The sequence below is a fragment of the Acidobacteriota bacterium genome (genome assembly GCA_030949985.1).
Lineage (GTDB): Bacteria > Acidobacteriota > Polarisedimenticolia > J045 > J045 > JALTMS01.
The window spans coordinates 152999-169073 of the sequence record JAUZRX010000051.1 but is presented as its reverse complement, the minus strand read 5'-3'; the positions used below and the strand labels follow the sequence as shown (position 1 = coordinate 169073).

Sequence of the window (16075 nt, the reverse complement as noted above, 5' to 3'; positions counted from 1 at the left end):
CCACGGGGTGTGGCTGAACTACGTCAAGCTGCGCGCCGAGCGCCAGCCCCGGGCCGGTACCCGGGCCATGCATGCCGGGCTGAGCGACCGGCCCTGGGACTGGACGCGGATCCTCGCCCGCCGGCTCCAGCCCTTCGAGGTGGACCTGCCGCCGACCTGGGAGGCGGTCTATCGCCGCCGCCTGCCCTTCCCGTCCCACCTGGAAGTCAAGCCCCACGACCTGAAGAACGCTGTCTGAGCGCGCCCGGCCGGCCCGGCCGATGGATCCCGGGGCGCCCCCGCGCCCGGCGGCGCCGGGAGGGGGGGCCTGTGGGCGCTCCCCGGGCCGTCACCGGCTGGCGAGGGGGGGGCTGCGGGGCGCACCGGGCGCGCTCCGGGGGCCGGCGCCCGGCAGGAGGGGGCACCCCCCCGGCCGGGCAGCCAGGAACAACCTTGTTCGCTCCACGGTGGGGGGGTTGCCCTGCCGTGCGGAGGAGCCGAGCTTGCCCCCAGAGCCCGCGCCTCCCCCGGCGCAGAGGCCCAGTTGGCGAGGTCACCATGGCAGGTGCTCGTTGCCCGCGATGCGGCGGGCCCCGGGAAGACCGACAGCCCGATCCCCTTTCCCGCTGCGCCTACTGCGGGGCCCTGCTGGCCGCCCTCGAACCGGCCCGGCGCCTCGAGGCCCGGCCGCGGCTGGACGCCGCCGCCGCTCGCCGGCGGGTGGCCCGGACTCTGCTGCGCCGGGGGGAGAGGGGCTGGCGGACCCTCGAACCACGACCGGTGGTCTACCCCCTTCTCAGACAAGCCGATCCGCGTCATCCCTACCAACCCCTGGCCCCCCTGCCGCCGGCCCTGACCGGGCGGTGGCGTCCGTCGGGAGCCGACCTGGTGATCGACGAGAACTGGGCCGCCGCGGGCTCCTGTGCCAGCCGGGTGCCGATCTCCATCGAGCCGCCGGCCGGGGCCTCGGTGGTGTTCTATCCCTTTTTCCGCGTCCCTCTCAGCCGGGGCGACGAAGAGACCGCCGCCTGGGTCGACGCCGTCGATGCCCAGGTCATCCTGCCCGGCGAGTTGGGCCAGGGAGCGGGCGACGATCACCGGGGCCTGGAGCGGGCGCTGACCGTGGGCCTGGCCGGCGGCACGGGAGCGGGACTGCTGCTGCCGCTGCCCCTTTCCGCGGTGGCCGCCACGATGCTGGGAGCCTGGCTCTGGTGGAGGGCCGAGCGGTGGTGAGTCGGCTCCTGACCCCCGCGACCCGGCGGCTGGAAGCCGTCGCCTGCCCCCGCTGCGGGGGCAGTCCCGATCCGGAGGGGGGAGCGGGTTTCCTGGCCCGCTGCCCGGACTGCGGTGTGCTCGGTCGCATCGAAGACGCGGCGGGCGCCGGGCGGCTGGTGGCCCTGCCGGCCGTGGATGCCGACTTCGCCGCGCGGGCCGTGGAAGAGGCCCTGGGGCAGGAAGACCTGTCCGGCCCCTTCCGCCTCCACGACAGCGAGTTGATCTTCGCGCCCTTCTGGAGGATACGCAGCCTGCTGGCGGGCCATCTCTCCGGATTGCGGCGACGTTCCCGGCGGGTGCTCGAACGCACGATCCTCGAAAACGGCAACACGGCCTACCAGTGGACCGAAGTCGACGATGGACGGGAAAAGGTGACCCGGGAGATCCAGCGGGACCACCTGGCCGTGATCTCCGCCTGCCCGCTCGAAGAGTTCGGTGTCCCCACTCTCGACGGGCGGCGACAGGGAAGCGGCGGTCTGGGAGCCGGCCTGCCCCTCGAACAACTGGGCGTCGTGCAGGTCTTCCACCCCGACGTGCGCCGCCAGGGCACCGTGCTCGACCCGCTGCTTCGACGAGACGAGGCCGAGGCCGAGGCCGGCCGCCTGCTCGAACGTGTGCGCGAGGGCCTGTGTGCCGGGCTCGAGGAGGCCTTCAGCGAGACCTCCGTACTGGCCCGGGAAGTCGGACTTCTGTTCTACCCCCTCCACCTGATCCGCTTCCAGGTGGGCCGGCGCCGTGGCAGCGCCGCTGTGGATGCCATCCGCGGCCGGGTGGTAGGGCTGCGCCTGCCCGCGAGCGGCGACCGGCTGCACGATCGTCGGCTGGTGCTGATCGCCTCCCTCGCCGCCGGCTGCCTGAGCGCCGCGACGGCACGCCTGGCCCTGCTGCCACCGCAAGCCCTGGCCGACGCCGACGCCACGGGCTTCCGCCTGCGCCTCCTGGGGGCCGCCCTGGCCGCGGCGAGTCTCTCTGTGGTGAGCCTGCGCCGCTGGATCCACCGCCGCGGGGAGCGCCGGCGATGAAGGCCGCCCGCTTCGTCCCCCTGCTCTGTCCCCGCTGCAGCGGTGACCTCAGCGGCCGTGCCATCGACCGTGTAGCCTTCTGTCGCCCTTGCCGCGCGGCCTACCTCTGTTCGGGACAGGGGCTGGTGGCCATCGAAACCGCCCGGGTGATCGGACCCCCGTCCGGCGAAGGCGCCCTGATCCACCTGCCCTTCTGGGTCGAGGCGCCGGCGGTGATGCCGGCGTTCTACTCCGGTCGCCCCCTGACCCTCAGCCGCGTCGCCGCGCAGCGTCTCGACACCTGGGAGGTGGAACAGGACCTGCCGAATCCGCCTCCTTTCGGCGCCCGCCTGGATCCGACCCGCATCGCCGAGGTGGCCCGCCTCGCCGGCACGCCCCCCCCGAACGGGGTCCCCCTGACCCTGCTGGCCGTGCCCGCCCGCATCGACGGCGCTCAACTCCGGATCCCCGGCTACGAAGGCAAGCTCTACGGCGAGGACGTGGTGGAATCCCGCACCCTGATCCACCTCGCCTGCTGATCGCCCCCCCTCCCCGGACGACGGCCGGGCACTCCCCGGAGCCCCTGGAAGAGGCCCGGGCCCTCCATACATCCCCCGGCCCGCCGACGGCTGCGGAGTTCGCTGGGCTCACCCGCTCCCCCTACAATCGCCGCAGGAGGACGACGATGAGCGACTCGCAGCCGTCTCTGGCCCGGGCCCTGGTCACGGCCCGCCGAGTGGCGGTGATGACCGGGGCGGGGATTTCCGCCGAATCGGGGGTACCCACCTTCCGCGACGCCGACGGCCTGTGGGAAGGACGGCGGCCGGAGGAGGTGGCCACGCCCGAGGCCTTCGCGGCCGATCCGGTGATGGTCTGGGAGTTCTACGATGCCCGCCGGGCCAACCTGGCCCGCTGCCGGCCCAACGCCGGCCATCGAGCCCTGGCGCGACTCGAGAGTATCGTCCCCGAACTGACCCTCGTCACCCAGAACGTCGATGGCCTCCACCAGCTCGCCGGCTCCACCGGGGTCCACGAACTCCACGGCAACATCTGGCGCCTGCGCTGCGAGAGAGAGTGCGGCGTGGACCGGGAAGACCGCCGGGTCCCTCTCCCGCGCCCCCTGCCTCCCCCCTGCCCCTGCGGCGCCCGACTGCGGCCGGGGGTGGTGTGGTTCGGTGAGCCCCTTCCCCCCGCCCCCTTCGCAGCCGCCGAGCGGGCCGCGCGCCGGGCGGAGCTCTTCCTCGTGGTGGGCACATCGGGGGTGGTGGAGCCCGCCGCTTCCCTGGCCCGTATCGCTCACTCGGCGGGAGCACGGGTGGTCGAAATCAATCCCCGGGAAACGGCCCTGAGTTCCGTGGCCCACGACCGGCTGCGGGAGACCGCCGCCACCGCTCTGCCACGGCTGGTGGAGCCCGGAGACCCATCGCCATGAATCGACATCTGCACATCGATCCGGTCGGGGGCGTAGCCGGTGACATGTGGCTCGGCCTGCTGGTGGACCTGGGGCTGGAGCTGGAGGAGATCGAAGCCCTGGTCCGCCGCCTGGGCCTCGAGGGTGTGGAACTGCGCCGGGAAAGCGTGCGCCGCGGCGCCATCGCGGCGACCAAGGTTCACGTGGTGGTCGGCGGCTGGGAAGAGCCGCCCGGAGAGCAGGCCGGAGCCCCCGCCCCCCACGGGCATCACCGCCACCTGGGCGAGATGCTGGCCATGGTGGAGCGGGCGGAGCTGGGTGAGCGGGCCGCCTGCCGGGCCCGGCGCACCCTCGAGGCCCTCTTCGCCGCCGAGGCCCGGGTTCACGGCTGTCCGGTGGAAAAGGTCCACCTCCACGAGGCGGGCGCCGACGACGCCCTGGTGGACATCCTGGGCACCTGCCTGGGGCTCGACGCCCTGGAGATCACCACGGTGAGCTGCAGCACGCCCCTGCGGGTGGGCGGCGGACAGATACGCTGCGCTCACGGCCTGCTGCCGGTGCCGGTACCTGCCGTCAGTGTCCTTCTCGAAGGCCTCGAAATCGAGGGGGGGCCCATCGACAAGGAACTGATCACACCCACCGGAGCGGCCTTGCTCAGGGCGGTGGTGGACGACTTCGGCACCGTCCCGGCCCTGCAGGTGGAGGGTTCGGGCCACGGGGCGGGGGGCCGGGACGATCCGGGTCTGGCCAACGTGCTGCGGGGCCTGCTGGGCCAGGCTCCCGGACCGGCCGCGCCCCTGCGACGGCGGGTGGGAGTGGTGACCACCGCCCTGGACGACATCTCCCCCCAGGATCTGCCTCCCCTGGCCGAGGCGCTGTGGGCCGCCGGCGCCCTGGACGTGTGGACCCAGCCCCTGTCGATGAAGAAGGGCCGTCCGGGCTTCCTGCTGACCGTGATCACTCCCGCCGGGGAAAGCCGCCGGCTGGCCCAGGTGCTGCTGCGGGCCAGCCCCACCCTGGGCGTGCGAGTGCGGGAGGAGGAGCGACTGGAGTGGGCCCGGGATACGATGCCCGTGGAAACGCCTTGGGGCACGGTACGCATCAAGCGCGCCCTGGACAGCGCCGGTCACGTGCTGCGGGGCGTTCCCGAATTCGAGGACTGCCTGGACCTTGCCCGCTCCACCGGCCTCGGAGTGGACCGGGTACGGCGGGCCGCCCACCAGGCCTTCGAAGAAGGCCGCCGGAAAGACACGGAGGAATGAGGCGTGAACCGGGATGAAGGACTGATCTCCATCGACCAGGTGGGCAGCGTGGAGTTGCGCGCCGGGCGCATCCTTGTCGCCGAGCCCCACCCCGAGGCCGACCGCCTGCTGCGCTTGCAGGTGGATCTGGGCGCTGAACAGCGGCAGATCATCGCCGGTATCGCCGAGGCCTACGAGCCCGCAGAGTTGGTGGGACGCACCATCGTCGTGGTGGCCAACCTCAAGCCTGCGCGCCTGCGGGGCCAGATCTCCGAGGGCATGCTGCTGGCGGCCACCGGCGAGGATGGCCGGCCCCACCTGCTGACCCTGGACGGCGATCTGGCGCCGGGCGCCAGGGTGAGCTGAGCACCGTCAGTCGGCCAGACGCTCGGCCAGGGCGCCGAGCGTCTCGGAGTTCCAGCCGCCGGCCACCACTTCCACACCGTCGGCCGTTCCCGAAACGGCCGTGCTCCCCCCTTCGAGCACCAGCACCACGCGCACCCGCCCCGGCGGCTCCGCCGCCAGGGGCAGCAGGGAGGCCCCGCCGACCAGGGTGATCCCGGCGGGATCGACCCAGGGATCTTCGGCCAGCATCTCGAGGGCAGCGAGGACCTGTCGCTCGAGGGCGTCGGGACGCGGCGGAGTCTCGACCACCCACAGGGAGCGCCCCCCCCGCGCCCAGAAGTCGAAGGCCCGGACCGCCGGGCGGGCCCGGCGAGGGGTGTCGGCCCAGACCAGCATCGCCGGACGTCGGGAGGTGGCCGCCTCGCAGCGGTAGACAGCCGCCGGCAGCTCCGAGCCATCGTCGTCGATCAGGCTCAGCTCCTGGCGACAGCCGGCGGCGGGAGGCGGAGGCACGGAGAGTTCCGCCAGGTAGACTGCGGCCCCACCCACTCCCGCGAGCACCGCCGCGGCGATCAGGGCCCAGCGGGTCGAGGGCCTCATGACGGTTTCGTGGGAGGCCTCTCCCCGCCGGATGGGCCCGCCGGATCCGGGCGGGAGGAACGCTTCTGGGCGCACCCTCCCCCTTTGCAGCCACCACCCGAGCAACGCCGCGCCCCCTTGCGCCGGGCCTTGCCGCCTTGATCCGGACCTTCGAGTTCATAGCGCAGGCAGCACATCAGCCGGCCACACTGGCCGGAGATCTTCGACGGGTTGAGGGGCAGGCCCTGGGCCTTGGCCATGCGCATGGAAACCGGCGCGAAACCGTCGAGAAACCGCGCGCAGCACAGGGACTGGCCGCAGTGGCCCACGCCGCCCTGCAGCACCGTGGCGTCGCGCACGCCGATCTGCCGCAACTCCACCCGGGCCCTCAGGCGCCGCGCCATGTCGCGCACCAGGGCCCGAAAGTCCACCCGGCCCTCCGCCACGAAGTAAAAGGTGACCTTTCCCCCCGAGGGGGTCAGATCCGCGCGCAGCACCCGCATGGGCAGCCCATGCTCGAGGACCATCTCCCGGGCGATCTCCAGCCACTCCTGGCGCCGGGCCTCGATGTGGGACTGGCGTTCTTCGTCGGCCCTGCTGGCGCGGCGCAGCACCTTGCCCCGGGGCTTGCGCTCGCCCCACTCCAGTTCGAGGGGCACCCGCACCACCCAGGCGAAGGTCGTCTTGCCGTCGATCTCCACCAGCAGGCGGTCACCGATGCCGAGATCCTCGAAACGGGTCGAGCAAGTGACGGGCTTGGCCTGACCGGGAATCTCCACTTGGATGCTGAGCACGAAGCGATCTCCTCCGACGCCAATCGTAACCGATCCCCGCCACCCTTCCCCATCCCCCGCGCGCCCCGCCCCACGCAGCACACCCCGCGCAAACCCATCCCGCTAACTCGTAGGAGACGTGGTGAGCGAAGCCAGCCCTCTCCTCAACGTGCATCTGGAACACGATCCGAATCCCCGACAAACGATCACCACACGACAGCCACCGGACTTACATCGCCTGCCGTGGCACTTTCCAAGAAGAGCTTTGCTCCTCCCACCCACCGGCGTACCGTTATCCTCGAGTGCAGAACGTTCCGTAACCAGGAGGGGAGTCCATGATGCGTACGATCCGGCGGAACAACCCGTTCAGCTCTCTCCCCCTCTCTTCGCTTTGACCATGTTTTCGCTCTTCGGCGCAGGCTTCAGCTTCGCCCAGCAGCAGGTGGGCTACGGCTGCTTCTCCGAGCCGGTGGACATGGACGAGGCGCTCCTGCTCGAGCACCCGGGGCCGATTTACGCGATTCTCTGCCCCGATCCCATCGATCCACCGTGCACCGAGCCGGCTGCGCCCCAGGTCTCCCCCGTGCTCAAGCGGGGCACCTCCGAGACCTCGCATCCATGCCCAGTCGCGGCCTGACGGCAACTCGGCCTACAGCAACATCTGGTCCGAGGGCAACAAGGGGTACATCTCGTCCCGAGATGCCGTGCGACCCGAGTTCCGCACCTACAACGGCACCGCCGCCGTCTTCGAGGCCGCCGGCCTCGAAAAGGGCACATCCCACCGTTTCCGGGTGTCCTTCTGCCGCGAGGAGGACGGCGTCACCGGCTGCACCTGCCGGTCCGAGTGGACCGCCGCAGACACGCCGGGGACCTTCACCTCGGCGCCGGTCTCCCACGAAACACCCCAGCTTCACGAGGACTACTTCGATTGCCGCGAGCCCAAGCCCAAGCGCAAGCGAACCGGCGCTCTGCCCGCCGGCGGACGGGGCGACGGTATCGGCCCCGACGAGGCCTGGCAGGACGAGTGGCTGCTTCCCAACGGTTCGTCCCTCGACGTGGGCAACGGAGCCCACATCAGTGAGGACGCCGCGAGCGTACCCTTCGCCCTGGTGCCCACCCAGTCCTTGCTCGGCCTCCAGGCCGTCCAGGCCCAGGACCCCCACGTCTGGGCCGAGGTGGAGTTTCAGAGTCTCTCTACCGCGGAAGTCCCCAATCCGGGCAATGCCCAGAGCTACAACCTGGAGCTTCACGCGCGGTTTCTTTCCGTCGGCACGATCAGCAATTACATCATCTATTCCTACATGCTGAAGTTCCTCTACGAACCTGATGATTTCTCCCTCACTTCCACGCCCACCCTCAGGGTGTACCGCAACAACGGTACTCCGGTGGGCACCCAGGGGGACCTTGTCGGTAGCGTCACGCTGGCCGACTTGGAGACCGCCGACCCCTCCGACGACTGCAAGGACATCGACCAACTCGAGAACGGGAATGTGGATGCCTTGTTGCAGATTCGGGTTGAGAATGGGCAGAACAACCCGACGATTCATGCAACGGTCGCCCGGGGATGCACACTGACGAGCTGCTCGCACATCTGCAACAGGAGCGTTTCGGATCTACAAACCGTTCCAGGAGATCCCCTTTACGAGGCAAAGAATCGCTGGGCGATCTTCACTCACCATTGGGATCACCGGCTGGATGTCTTCCGTGTGGGGAGCACGCTTGCGCCATGAGCGGCTCAAGTGTTGCCGCAAAGGCCCTCCGGATCTACGCACTTGCAGCTCTCGGAACTGCTACAGGCGTTCTCGGCTCGGCGACCGCGCAAGCGCCAATCGTCATCGACCTGGCGACGGACACCGATTCTCTGCGTATCGACAGCACCGAGGTCAACGACGAACTTGGACGGGAAGCGGTGGCTTGCGACCTCAATGGCGACGGTATCCAGGATCTGGTCATCGGCGCCCCGGGAGCATCCGGCGTAACCAACGAACGATGGCAGGCGGGGGAAGTTTCGGTGATCTATGGCCGCCGAGGCCGCTGGGCCGGCGTCTTTCCAGTCGAAACCCTCCACGATCTCTGGATCATCGGCGAAGGGGGCTACGACGACCTCGGCGAGGGGCTGGGCTGCGGCGACCTCGACGGGGACGGCACCGACGATTTGATCCTCGGCGCTCCTCTGGCGGACGCCGAAGGCAATCTCAAGGATGCCGCGGGTCAGGCTCACATCATTTTCGGCGATCCGGCTCTGAGCGGCACCATCGATCTCTTCTACGATCCCGGAACGGTGATCTACGGCGCCCGGGCGGACGACCGTTGCGGCGACGAGGCCATTCCCACCGGTGACGTGAACGGCGACGGCCTGGTTGACCTGGTCTTGTCCCGTAATCGATCCCATGGCAAACAGCAGTTTTTGCTCTTCACCGGCCGTTTCGACATTCTCTTCGGACGCTCCACGTGGCCGGCAGTGATCGATCTCACCAGTGACAGCGATGTCACCGTGTGGGGGAAGGAGCAGTCCGACTTCATGGGTATCAACATGGGTGCCGCCGATCTCGATCAAGACGGCACTGTCGACATCATCGCTTCGGCCAGCGGCGCGGACGGCCCAGGTAACACCAGAGATCGGACGGGCGATCTCTACGTCTTCCGAGGCAGGCCGAATTGGCCACCGGAAATCGAGCTGCGCCTTGTCGACTCCGATCTGACGGTCTACGGCCCGGACGCTCTTGACCGAATCTGCAACCCGGACCACTTGGCCACGGGAGACCTCGACGCGGACGGAATGCCGGAGATCTTCTGTGGGGCTGTCAATGCGGATGGACCCGACAACGGGCAACCCTACACGGGAGAGGCACGCATATACGAACCCGGCGCGACTTGGCCGGCAACGGCAGACCTCCTGACGGACACCGACTACGTGGTTTATGGACAGGAAGCCGAAGATCAAGCGGGCGAGGTCCAACTGGGGGACATCAACGGCGACGGCGCAGATGACATCTGCCTCAGCGCAAGCGCCGCCGACGGACAGGACAATGCGCTTGTTGGCTCGGGAGAGGCGTCGGTCTACTTCGGGCCGTTTTCTTTTCCTGGAGAGAACCAGATCGGGGATCCGGACGAGGATGTTCACATTTACGGCCCCGACGAGGACGGGGCTCTCCATTTCGAATCCCCGGTCGACATCAACGCCGACGGCATCGCCGACATGGTTCTGGCTTCCTCGGTGACCGGCGGTACTCGCGTCTCCTCGGTCTGGGTGGTCAGTCCGGTGGACATGGACGGTGACGGCATCACCCAGCTCGCCGACAACTGCCCCCTGGTGGCCAACGCCGACCAGGCGGACGGCGACGGTGACCTGGTGGGCGATGCCTGCCAGGACGACTACGACGGCGACGGCCAGGCGGACGCCGCCGACTGCGCCCCCAGCGACAGTAGCGGGGGCGTCCCCGAAGAGGTGGCCGGCGTGCACCTGGAAGGATCCTCTCCCACGGTGATGACCTGGCAGCCGGCTCCCTTCGGCGACCTCTACGATGTCTCACGGGGGCTGCTGAGCCAGCTCGCGGGCGACGACTACGGCGCCTGCCAGAACCACCGCGACGCCGACCGCAGCGACACCCGATTCGAGGACGCCGAGACTCCCCCCCCCGCCGACGGCTTCTTCTACCTGGTCCGCGCCTTCAACCGGGTCTGCCCCGCCACCGGCCCCTGGGGTCGCCACAGCGACGGCACAGCCCGCGCCAACACCAACCCTGACGCCTGCCCTTAGACTTCGGCTCGAGTGCAGCGACCCACGCAGCAAGAGCGGGGCTTGGCCGCCCGGGCGGGTAGCCGCTATGCTGGCGAGGAAAGGGCGAGAGTGTGGGAAAGAGCAAGAGGGACGGCGGCCAGCGCTACCGGAACCTGGCCGTCCATCGCCAGGCCCGCCGGGACTTCGAGATCATCGAGACCTACGAGGCCGGCATCGCCCTCGAAGGCACCGAGGTCAAATCCTGCCGCGAGGGGCGGATCCAGATCAAGGACGCCTACGCCCGGGTGAAAGACGGCGAGGTGTGGCTCCACGACTGCCACATCGCCCCCTACTCCCACGCCACCCACAGCAACCACGAGCCCGAACGGGTGCGCAAGCTCCTGCTGCACCGCCATGAGATCGCCCGCCTGCTGGGCAAGACCGAGCGCAGCGGTTTCACGCTGATCCCCCTACGCTTCTACATCGAGGGTTCGTGGATCAAGGTGGAGATCGCCCTGGCCCGGGGTCGAGCCAAACACGAGAAGCGGGACGCGATCAAGAAGAAGATACAGGAGCGGGAGATTCAGCAGGCGATGCGTGCCCGGGGCGGGGGTCGCTGACCCCTTCGGCTTCCAGGTCGATCCGCAACCGCCCCGCACCGGCGGCCGACTGGGCCGAGAAGACGATCGCCGCCGGGCGCATGGGTGGCAGCGCCAGGGCGATGGTGATCTCTCCGCTGGCACCCGCGTGCCCCTCGAAGAGCCGGGCCGGATCGAACCCCGGCGACACCAGGCGAGCCGAGACCTCCACGCCGGGGGCCGCTTCTCCCGCAGGGCCGACGATGGAGAGGGTGCCGCTCAGGCCAAAACGGCAGGCCTCGTCCGGCTTCCAACTCAACTCGAGGGGCATGATCACATCGGCGCTCAGATCACCGCCGAGCAGGCCGTCTTCCAGGTCGCCGAACACATCGGCCAGGGTCGGGGGACCGCCGGGCACGAAGCCGCCGTGCCGCGCCCGCCTGACCAGGTCACGGTGCTGAGCTTCCAGGCGACGGGCCAGGGCCCGGTCCAGTTCGTGGCCTTCGAGACCCTGGTCGAGCAGATCCCGGTAGCTCGTCTTCTCCTGGTGGAGGATCTGACCGCCACAATAGACGAGACTGTCGAGGATCGGGTTGTCGAGTCCACGGTCCTCGCTCTGCACGTGATAGGTCACGCCGTCGAAGTTCACATCGGTATTGAATCCGGTCAGCATGGTCTCGCCCTTCGCCGGGAATGTCGGCTCCGGGACCGGCCAGGTCAAATCCCGGCGAAAGGAACCCGAACGGGGGGACCGAGCCCACCGGCCGACGCACGCCCGGCGACGGTCAACGACGCAGGCGGGAGGGCAGCCGGGGCGCAAGGGGGCGAGGCCCTTCGTCCTTGACGTGCCCCAGGCGGCTGACCGCGTGCTGCACCCGGCGCCGGAACTCCTTGACATCGAAGGCCGCAAGGCGCTCGGCGGCCTCGTCGAGGATGGTGGCGATCTCCGCGTGGCCGGCGGCCCGCACCTCGCCCCGGACCTCGTCGAGACGGGTGCTCAAGCGGGAAAGCTCGCCGAAACGCAAGCTGTTGAGGGTGTCGATCAGGGCCTTCTTGTTCATGGGCCGCGTATTCTATCCCGCCTCGGGGGCCGTGCCAGCAGGGCTCGAGGCCCAGCCGCCCGCCACCAGAGAATCGATGATGAGCCGGCCTCGATGGCCCCAGATCGGATGTTCTTCCAGCGAGCGCCGCTCGGCGATCTCCAGGGCCACCCGGGCCGGGGGAAGCTGCCGCCGTGCGGCCTCCTCCAGCACCGCCAAGCCCAGGCGGTAGATGCTGTTCTCCCATTGATCGCCCAGGTGCGCCTCGAAGGCCGGATCCTGGTCCACCGAGCCGAAGGGCTCGTCGGCACAGTTGACGATGCCCATCCGGTTGACCAGGAAATCAGGCATGTAGAGCACGCCCCGCTCGGCCAGGGCCAGGTCGTCCCGCTGGTCGTCCTCGAGTTGGTTGTTCGCCGCGCCGCAGACGACAGGGGCGCGAATACCCGGAATCGTCGCCGGCGAGAGGATACCCCCCGTCGCGCAGGGCGCGAGCACGTCGGCCTCGGCGGCGAGGATCGACAGGTCGCCTCGCTCCACCGTGCGCAGGTCCATCTCAAGCTCCGGGTAGAGCCGGCGCAGGGCAACGGGGCGCCGGGGATCCAGGTCGGCACCGATGACCCGGGCCACGCCTCGCTCCTGCAGGAAGCCGATCAGGGGTTCGCCCACGTGGCCCAGGCCCTGGATCGCCACGGTCTTGCCTGCCAGGCCGCCCCGCCCCAGGTGTTCGAGGGCCGCTTCCATGCCCCGCACCACCCCCAGGGCCGTGGGCACCGAAGGATTGCCGCTGCCCCCCAGTTCGGGCGGAATGCAGGTGGTAAAGCGGGTGCGGGAGAACACCGCCGCCATGTCCTCCACCGAGGTACCCACGTCTTCGGCCGTCACGTAGCAGCCCCGCAGGGAGGAGATGAAGGCGCCATAGTCCTGGTAGACCCGGCGGCGGTACCCGGGATCCGCCGAAGCCGCGCCGCTGTTGCGCGCCATCACGCCCTTGCCCCCACCCCACCACAGCCCCGCCAGGGCGTTCTTGAGGGTCATGCCCCGGGCCAGCCGCAGGCCGTCGCGGATGAGATCCTCCACCGTGTCGTAGTGCCAGTAACGCACCCCCCCCGCAGCCTGGCCGCGACAGGTGCGATGCACGGCGGCGGCCTGGAGCACACCACTGGTCGGCCCGACCTGGGCGAAGAAACCCTCGTGGTGGTCGAAGTCCCGCCGATCGCCTTCCAGGAGCGCGGCCAGGGGCTCGAGGACGGGATGGGAAGCCCGCACCCGGCCCGCGTCCCGGTCCCAGACCAGGTAGAAGCGTTCGATGCCCTGCTCGCCGAGGGCCTGGACGAAGCTCTGGGGAGAGAGCCGGAGCCAATCGATAGATGTCATGGTCGTATCACCAGCAGGAGGGGGGAGCGCCCAGCTTGCCGCGAAAGCCGGGCGGCCACAAGCCGGGGGATAATCGTCCCATGCCGGCCATCAGCTACCAGCTCCTGATCCTCCTGGGGCGGCCCGTCCGGCTGCAGGTGGGAGCCCTGGGGCGTTTCTGCTTCCCGGCCGGGCGATGGGTCTACACCGGCAGCGCCCGTCGGCACATGGATGCCCGCCTGGCTCGTCACCTTGCCGGGCCCGCGGGCAAGCGCCTGCGCTGGCACATCGACTACCTGCTGGCCCATCCCGCCGCGCGGATCGTCGCCTGGCGCCGCTCTCCGGTGGCCGAGTGCCGCCTCCAGGCCGCCACCCCGGGAGACACTCCGATCCCCGGATTCGGCGCCTCCGATTGCCGCGCCGGTTGCGGGGCCCATCTCAAGCTGCTGCCGGAGGCACTGGGGGATCCGCCGGGAAGGGGCTGGAAAACCCCGTGAACCGGCCGTGATAGTCTCGTGAGTTCTGCCGCGTAGGATGGCATCAGCCACCGCTGACGAGGAAACCCCGCATGGCCAAGCGCGCCCTTGCGATCGAAGACGACCCGGACCTGCGCCGGCTGATCACCCTGCACCTGGAAGACCTGGGCTGCGAGGTGGTGGCCGCAGCGACGGGCCGGGACGGGCTGGAGCAGCTCGAAGCGGCGCCTCCCGACCTGGTGGTGCTCGACCTGATGCTTCCCGACCTCGACGGCCTGGAGATCTGCCGGCGAATCCGTGAGCGGGACACCTGGATCGGCGTGCTGATGCTCACGGCCCGCTCCTCGGAAGCCGACCGGGTGCTGGGCCTCGAGCTGGGGGCCGACGACTACCTGACCAAGCCCTTCAGCGTCCTGGAATTCAGGGCCCGCATCAAGGCCCTTTTCCGCCGCGCCGATGCCCTCACAGCCCCGGCACGCTCCGACGAGGCTCCGGCCCCGATCCGCGCGGGGGAGCTGACCATCGATCCCGGCCGACGACAGGTCCGGCGAGGAGAGGAGAGGATCGAGCTGACTGCCCGCGAATTCGACCTGCTGTGGGCCTTCGCCCGCCACCCGGGACAGGTCTTCACCCGGGCCCAGCTCCTGGACCAGGTCTGGGGTTACGGCCACGAAGGATACGAGCACACCGTCAACTCCCACATCAATCGCCTGCGGGGCAAGATCGAGCGGGATCCACGCAACCCCCGCTTCATCCTCACCGTCTGGGGGGTGGGCTACAAGTTCGGTGAGTTCAAGGAGAGCCCGTCGTGATGCCCCGTTCCCTCTATGCCTCCCTGGCCCTGGGTCTGACGGTGATCCTGATCCTCTTCGGAAGCGCCTACCTGGCGATCACCCTGGTCACCACCCGGCTGCACATCGAAGAACTTCAGCAGGGCCTGCACCGCCATCTGGCGGCCCAGCTCGTAGGCGAGGGCCTGCTTGCCGTCGACGGCAAGATCGACGAGGCCGCCCTCGAGGACATCTTCCACGACCTGATGGTGATCAACCCGGCGATCGAGGTCTACCTGCTCGATCTCGAGGGGCGCATCGTGCGCTACAACGCGCCCGGCCCCCTGCCCCTGACCCGGGTACGGCTGGAACCGATCCGGCGTTTCTTGAACGAACCCGCCGGGCGCATCGTGCGCGGTGACGACCCGCGCCACGCCGGTCGCGAGAAGGTCTTCTCGGTGGCCCCGATGATGGTCGGTAACGACTACTGGGGCTACCTCTACGTGATCCTCGGGGGCGACGCATACGCCTCCGTGGCGGCGATGCTGCAGGACAGCTACATCCTGCGCCTCGGCCTGGCCGGGCTGGCCGTGGTACTGGCCGTGGCTCTGGTGGCCGGACTGCTGCTCTTCGGTGTGCTGACCCGGCGACTGCGCCGACTCAGCGACGCGGTGGAGGCCTTCACCGCCCGGGACTGCCGAGGCACACTCGAGGCGGAGACAGGTGGCCGCGACGAGATCGCGCGCCTGGGAGCCAGCGCCTCCCGCATGGCCGAGCGCATCGGCGAACTTCTGGCCCGGCTCGAAAAGAACGACAATTTGAGGCGCGAGATGGTGGCGGGGGTCTCCCACGACCTGCGAACGCCCCTGGCCTCCCTCAAGGGTTACCTGGAGACCCTGGTGATGAAGGAGGGCAGTCTCTCGGCCCGGCAGCAGCGCTCCCACGTGGAAACCGCCCTGCGTCACGCCGATCGTCTCTCCCGGCTGGTGGATGATCTCTTCGAGCTGGCCAAGCTCGACGCCCAGTTCGAAAGCCCCCGGGCCGAGCCCTTCTGCCTGGCGGAGCTGGTGATGGACCTGATCCAGAAGCTGGAGCTGCGGGCCAGGGAAGCGGGGGTACGCATCGAGGCGCAGATTCCCCAGCACCTGCCCTTCGTCAACGGGGAGATCGGCCTGATCGAAAGGGCTCTCGAGAACCTGCTGGACAACGCTCTGCGCCACACCCCCGCCGGAGGCAACGTCACCGTGCGAGCCCGGCTCGAAGGAGAAGACGCGGTGAGGATCGCCGTCGAGGACACGGGCCGCGGTATCGACCCCGAGCAGCTCCCGCGGGTCTTCGACGCCTTCTTCCGTGCCGCCCCGGCCCGGGAGGGCGAGGGGGGCGGGGCCGGGCTCGGTCTGGCCATCACCCGCCGCATCCTCGAGCTGCACGGCCGCGACGTCTCCGCCCGGAGCACTCCGGGCCGGGGAAGCACGTTCTTCTTCTCCCTGGAGGCGGCCACATCCTGATCCTGGAAGCCGAAGCGGCCGC

The 16075-nt window shown here is 69.8% G+C and carries 19 protein-coding genes; 14 read left to right on the top strand and 5 right to left on the bottom strand.

What is annotated here, in order from left to right; genetic code table 11:
* The 7 genes from Q9Q40_11905 to metG all read left to right on the top strand — a co-directional run.
* The coding region (locus tag Q9Q40_11905; protein MDQ7007926.1) for a hypothetical protein at positions 1 to 238 on the top strand (238 nt) is incomplete at its 5' end.
* 299 nt (positions 239 to 537) lie between these two features.
* Positions 538 to 1212, top strand: a complete 675-nt coding sequence (locus Q9Q40_11900) for a hypothetical protein (protein ID MDQ7007925.1) — start codon at positions 538 to 540, stop codon at positions 1210 to 1212.
* Entirely contained in the window at positions 1206 to 2276 is a 1071-nt protein-coding gene (locus tag Q9Q40_11895) for a hypothetical protein (protein MDQ7007924.1), read from the top strand. The genes Q9Q40_11900 and Q9Q40_11895 overlap by 7 nt, the downstream gene beginning before the upstream one ends.
* Positions 2273 to 2794 (top strand): hypothetical protein, encoded by a 522-nt coding sequence (locus tag Q9Q40_11890; protein MDQ7007923.1) that lies wholly within the window; start codon positions 2273 to 2275, stop codon positions 2792 to 2794. The genes Q9Q40_11895 and Q9Q40_11890 overlap by 4 nt, the downstream gene beginning before the upstream one ends.
* Positions 2795 to 2940: 146 nt before the next feature.
* Positions 2941 to 3687, top strand: a complete 747-nt coding sequence (locus Q9Q40_11885; protein ID MDQ7007922.1) for an NAD-dependent protein deacylase — start codon at positions 2941 to 2943, stop codon at positions 3685 to 3687.
* Entirely contained in the window at positions 3684 to 4928 is a 1245-nt protein-coding gene (larC, locus tag Q9Q40_11880) for a nickel pincer cofactor biosynthesis protein LarC (protein ID MDQ7007921.1), read from the top strand. The genes Q9Q40_11885 and larC overlap by 4 nt, the downstream gene beginning before the upstream one ends.
* A gap of 3 nt (positions 4929 to 4931) precedes the next feature.
* Positions 4932 to 5273: a methionine--tRNA ligase subunit beta gene (gene metG / locus Q9Q40_11875; protein MDQ7007920.1), complete on the top strand. Its 342-nt coding sequence runs from the start codon at positions 4932 to 4934 to the stop codon at positions 5271 to 5273.
* A gap of 6 nt (positions 5274 to 5279) precedes the next feature.
* Here metG and Q9Q40_11870 read toward each other — a convergent pair whose 3' ends face one another.
* Both Q9Q40_11870 and ricT read right to left on the bottom strand, forming a co-directional pair.
* Positions 5280 to 5852, bottom strand: coding sequence for a hypothetical protein (locus Q9Q40_11870; GenBank protein ID MDQ7007919.1), 573 nt, complete (start codon positions 5850 to 5852; stop codon positions 5280 to 5282).
* Entirely contained in the window at positions 5849 to 6625 is a 777-nt protein-coding gene (ricT, locus tag Q9Q40_11865) for a regulatory iron-sulfur-containing complex subunit RicT (GenBank protein MDQ7007918.1), read from the bottom strand. Before ricT ends, Q9Q40_11870 begins: the two co-directional genes overlap by 4 nt.
* A 376-nt stretch (positions 6626 to 7001) precedes the next feature.
* Between ricT and Q9Q40_11860 the strand changes: the two genes are divergently transcribed.
* The 4 genes from Q9Q40_11860 (at position 7002) to smpB (ending at position 10945) form a co-directional block, all read left to right on the top strand.
* Positions 7002 to 7241, top strand: coding sequence for a hypothetical protein (locus Q9Q40_11860; protein MDQ7007917.1), 240 nt, complete (start codon positions 7002 to 7004; stop codon positions 7239 to 7241).
* A 67-nt stretch (positions 7242 to 7308) separates the two neighbouring features.
* Entirely contained in the window at positions 7309 to 8334 is a 1026-nt protein-coding gene (locus Q9Q40_11855; GenBank protein ID MDQ7007916.1) for a hypothetical protein, read from the top strand.
* A complete protein-coding gene (locus tag Q9Q40_11850; protein ID MDQ7007915.1) occupies positions 8331 to 10364 on the top strand; it encodes a thrombospondin type 3 repeat-containing protein in 2034 nt (677 codons plus the stop codon). Before Q9Q40_11855 ends, Q9Q40_11850 begins: the two co-directional genes overlap by 4 nt.
* A gap of 92 nt (positions 10365 to 10456) precedes the next feature.
* The gene (gene smpB, locus Q9Q40_11845) at positions 10457 to 10945 is read left to right on the top strand and encodes an SsrA-binding protein SmpB (GenBank protein MDQ7007914.1); all 489 of its coding nucleotides are present in this window, start codon (positions 10457 to 10459) and stop codon (positions 10943 to 10945) included.
* Here the strand turns inward: smpB and Q9Q40_11840 are convergent.
* The 3 genes from Q9Q40_11840 to Q9Q40_11830 all read right to left on the bottom strand — a co-directional run bounded on the left by Q9Q40_11840 (position 10881) and on the right by Q9Q40_11830 (position 13320).
* The gene (locus tag Q9Q40_11840; GenBank protein ID MDQ7007913.1) at positions 10881 to 11576 is read right to left on the bottom strand and encodes a hypothetical protein; all 696 of its coding nucleotides are present in this window, start codon (positions 11574 to 11576) and stop codon (positions 10881 to 10883) included. The genes smpB and Q9Q40_11840 overlap by 65 nt on opposite strands.
* Positions 11577 to 11688: 112 nt before the next feature.
* A complete protein-coding gene (locus Q9Q40_11835; protein ID MDQ7007912.1) occupies positions 11689 to 11964 on the bottom strand; it encodes a hypothetical protein in 276 nt (91 codons plus the stop codon).
* Between the two features lie 12 nt (positions 11965 to 11976).
* Positions 11977 to 13320 (bottom strand): Glu/Leu/Phe/Val dehydrogenase dimerization domain-containing protein, encoded by a 1344-nt coding sequence (locus Q9Q40_11830; GenBank protein MDQ7007911.1) that lies wholly within the window; start codon positions 13318 to 13320, stop codon positions 11977 to 11979.
* 80 nt (positions 13321 to 13400) lie between these two features.
* Between Q9Q40_11830 and Q9Q40_11825 the strand changes: the two genes are divergently transcribed.
* From Q9Q40_11825 to Q9Q40_11815, 3 genes are all read left to right on the top strand, one after another.
* Positions 13401 to 13796 carry a GIY-YIG nuclease family protein gene (locus Q9Q40_11825; protein ID MDQ7007910.1) on the top strand — a complete coding sequence of 132 codons (396 nt, stop codon included), beginning with the start codon at positions 13401 to 13403 and terminating at the stop codon, positions 13794 to 13796.
* 71 nt (positions 13797 to 13867) lie between these two features.
* Positions 13868 to 14587, top strand: a complete 720-nt coding sequence (locus Q9Q40_11820) for a response regulator transcription factor (protein ID MDQ7007909.1) — start codon at positions 13868 to 13870, stop codon at positions 14585 to 14587.
* The gene (locus tag Q9Q40_11815; GenBank protein MDQ7007908.1) at positions 14587 to 16053 is read left to right on the top strand and encodes an ATP-binding protein; all 1467 of its coding nucleotides are present in this window, start codon (positions 14587 to 14589) and stop codon (positions 16051 to 16053) included. Before Q9Q40_11820 ends, Q9Q40_11815 begins: the two co-directional genes overlap by 1 nt.
* Positions 16054 to 16075 lie beyond the last annotated feature (22 nt).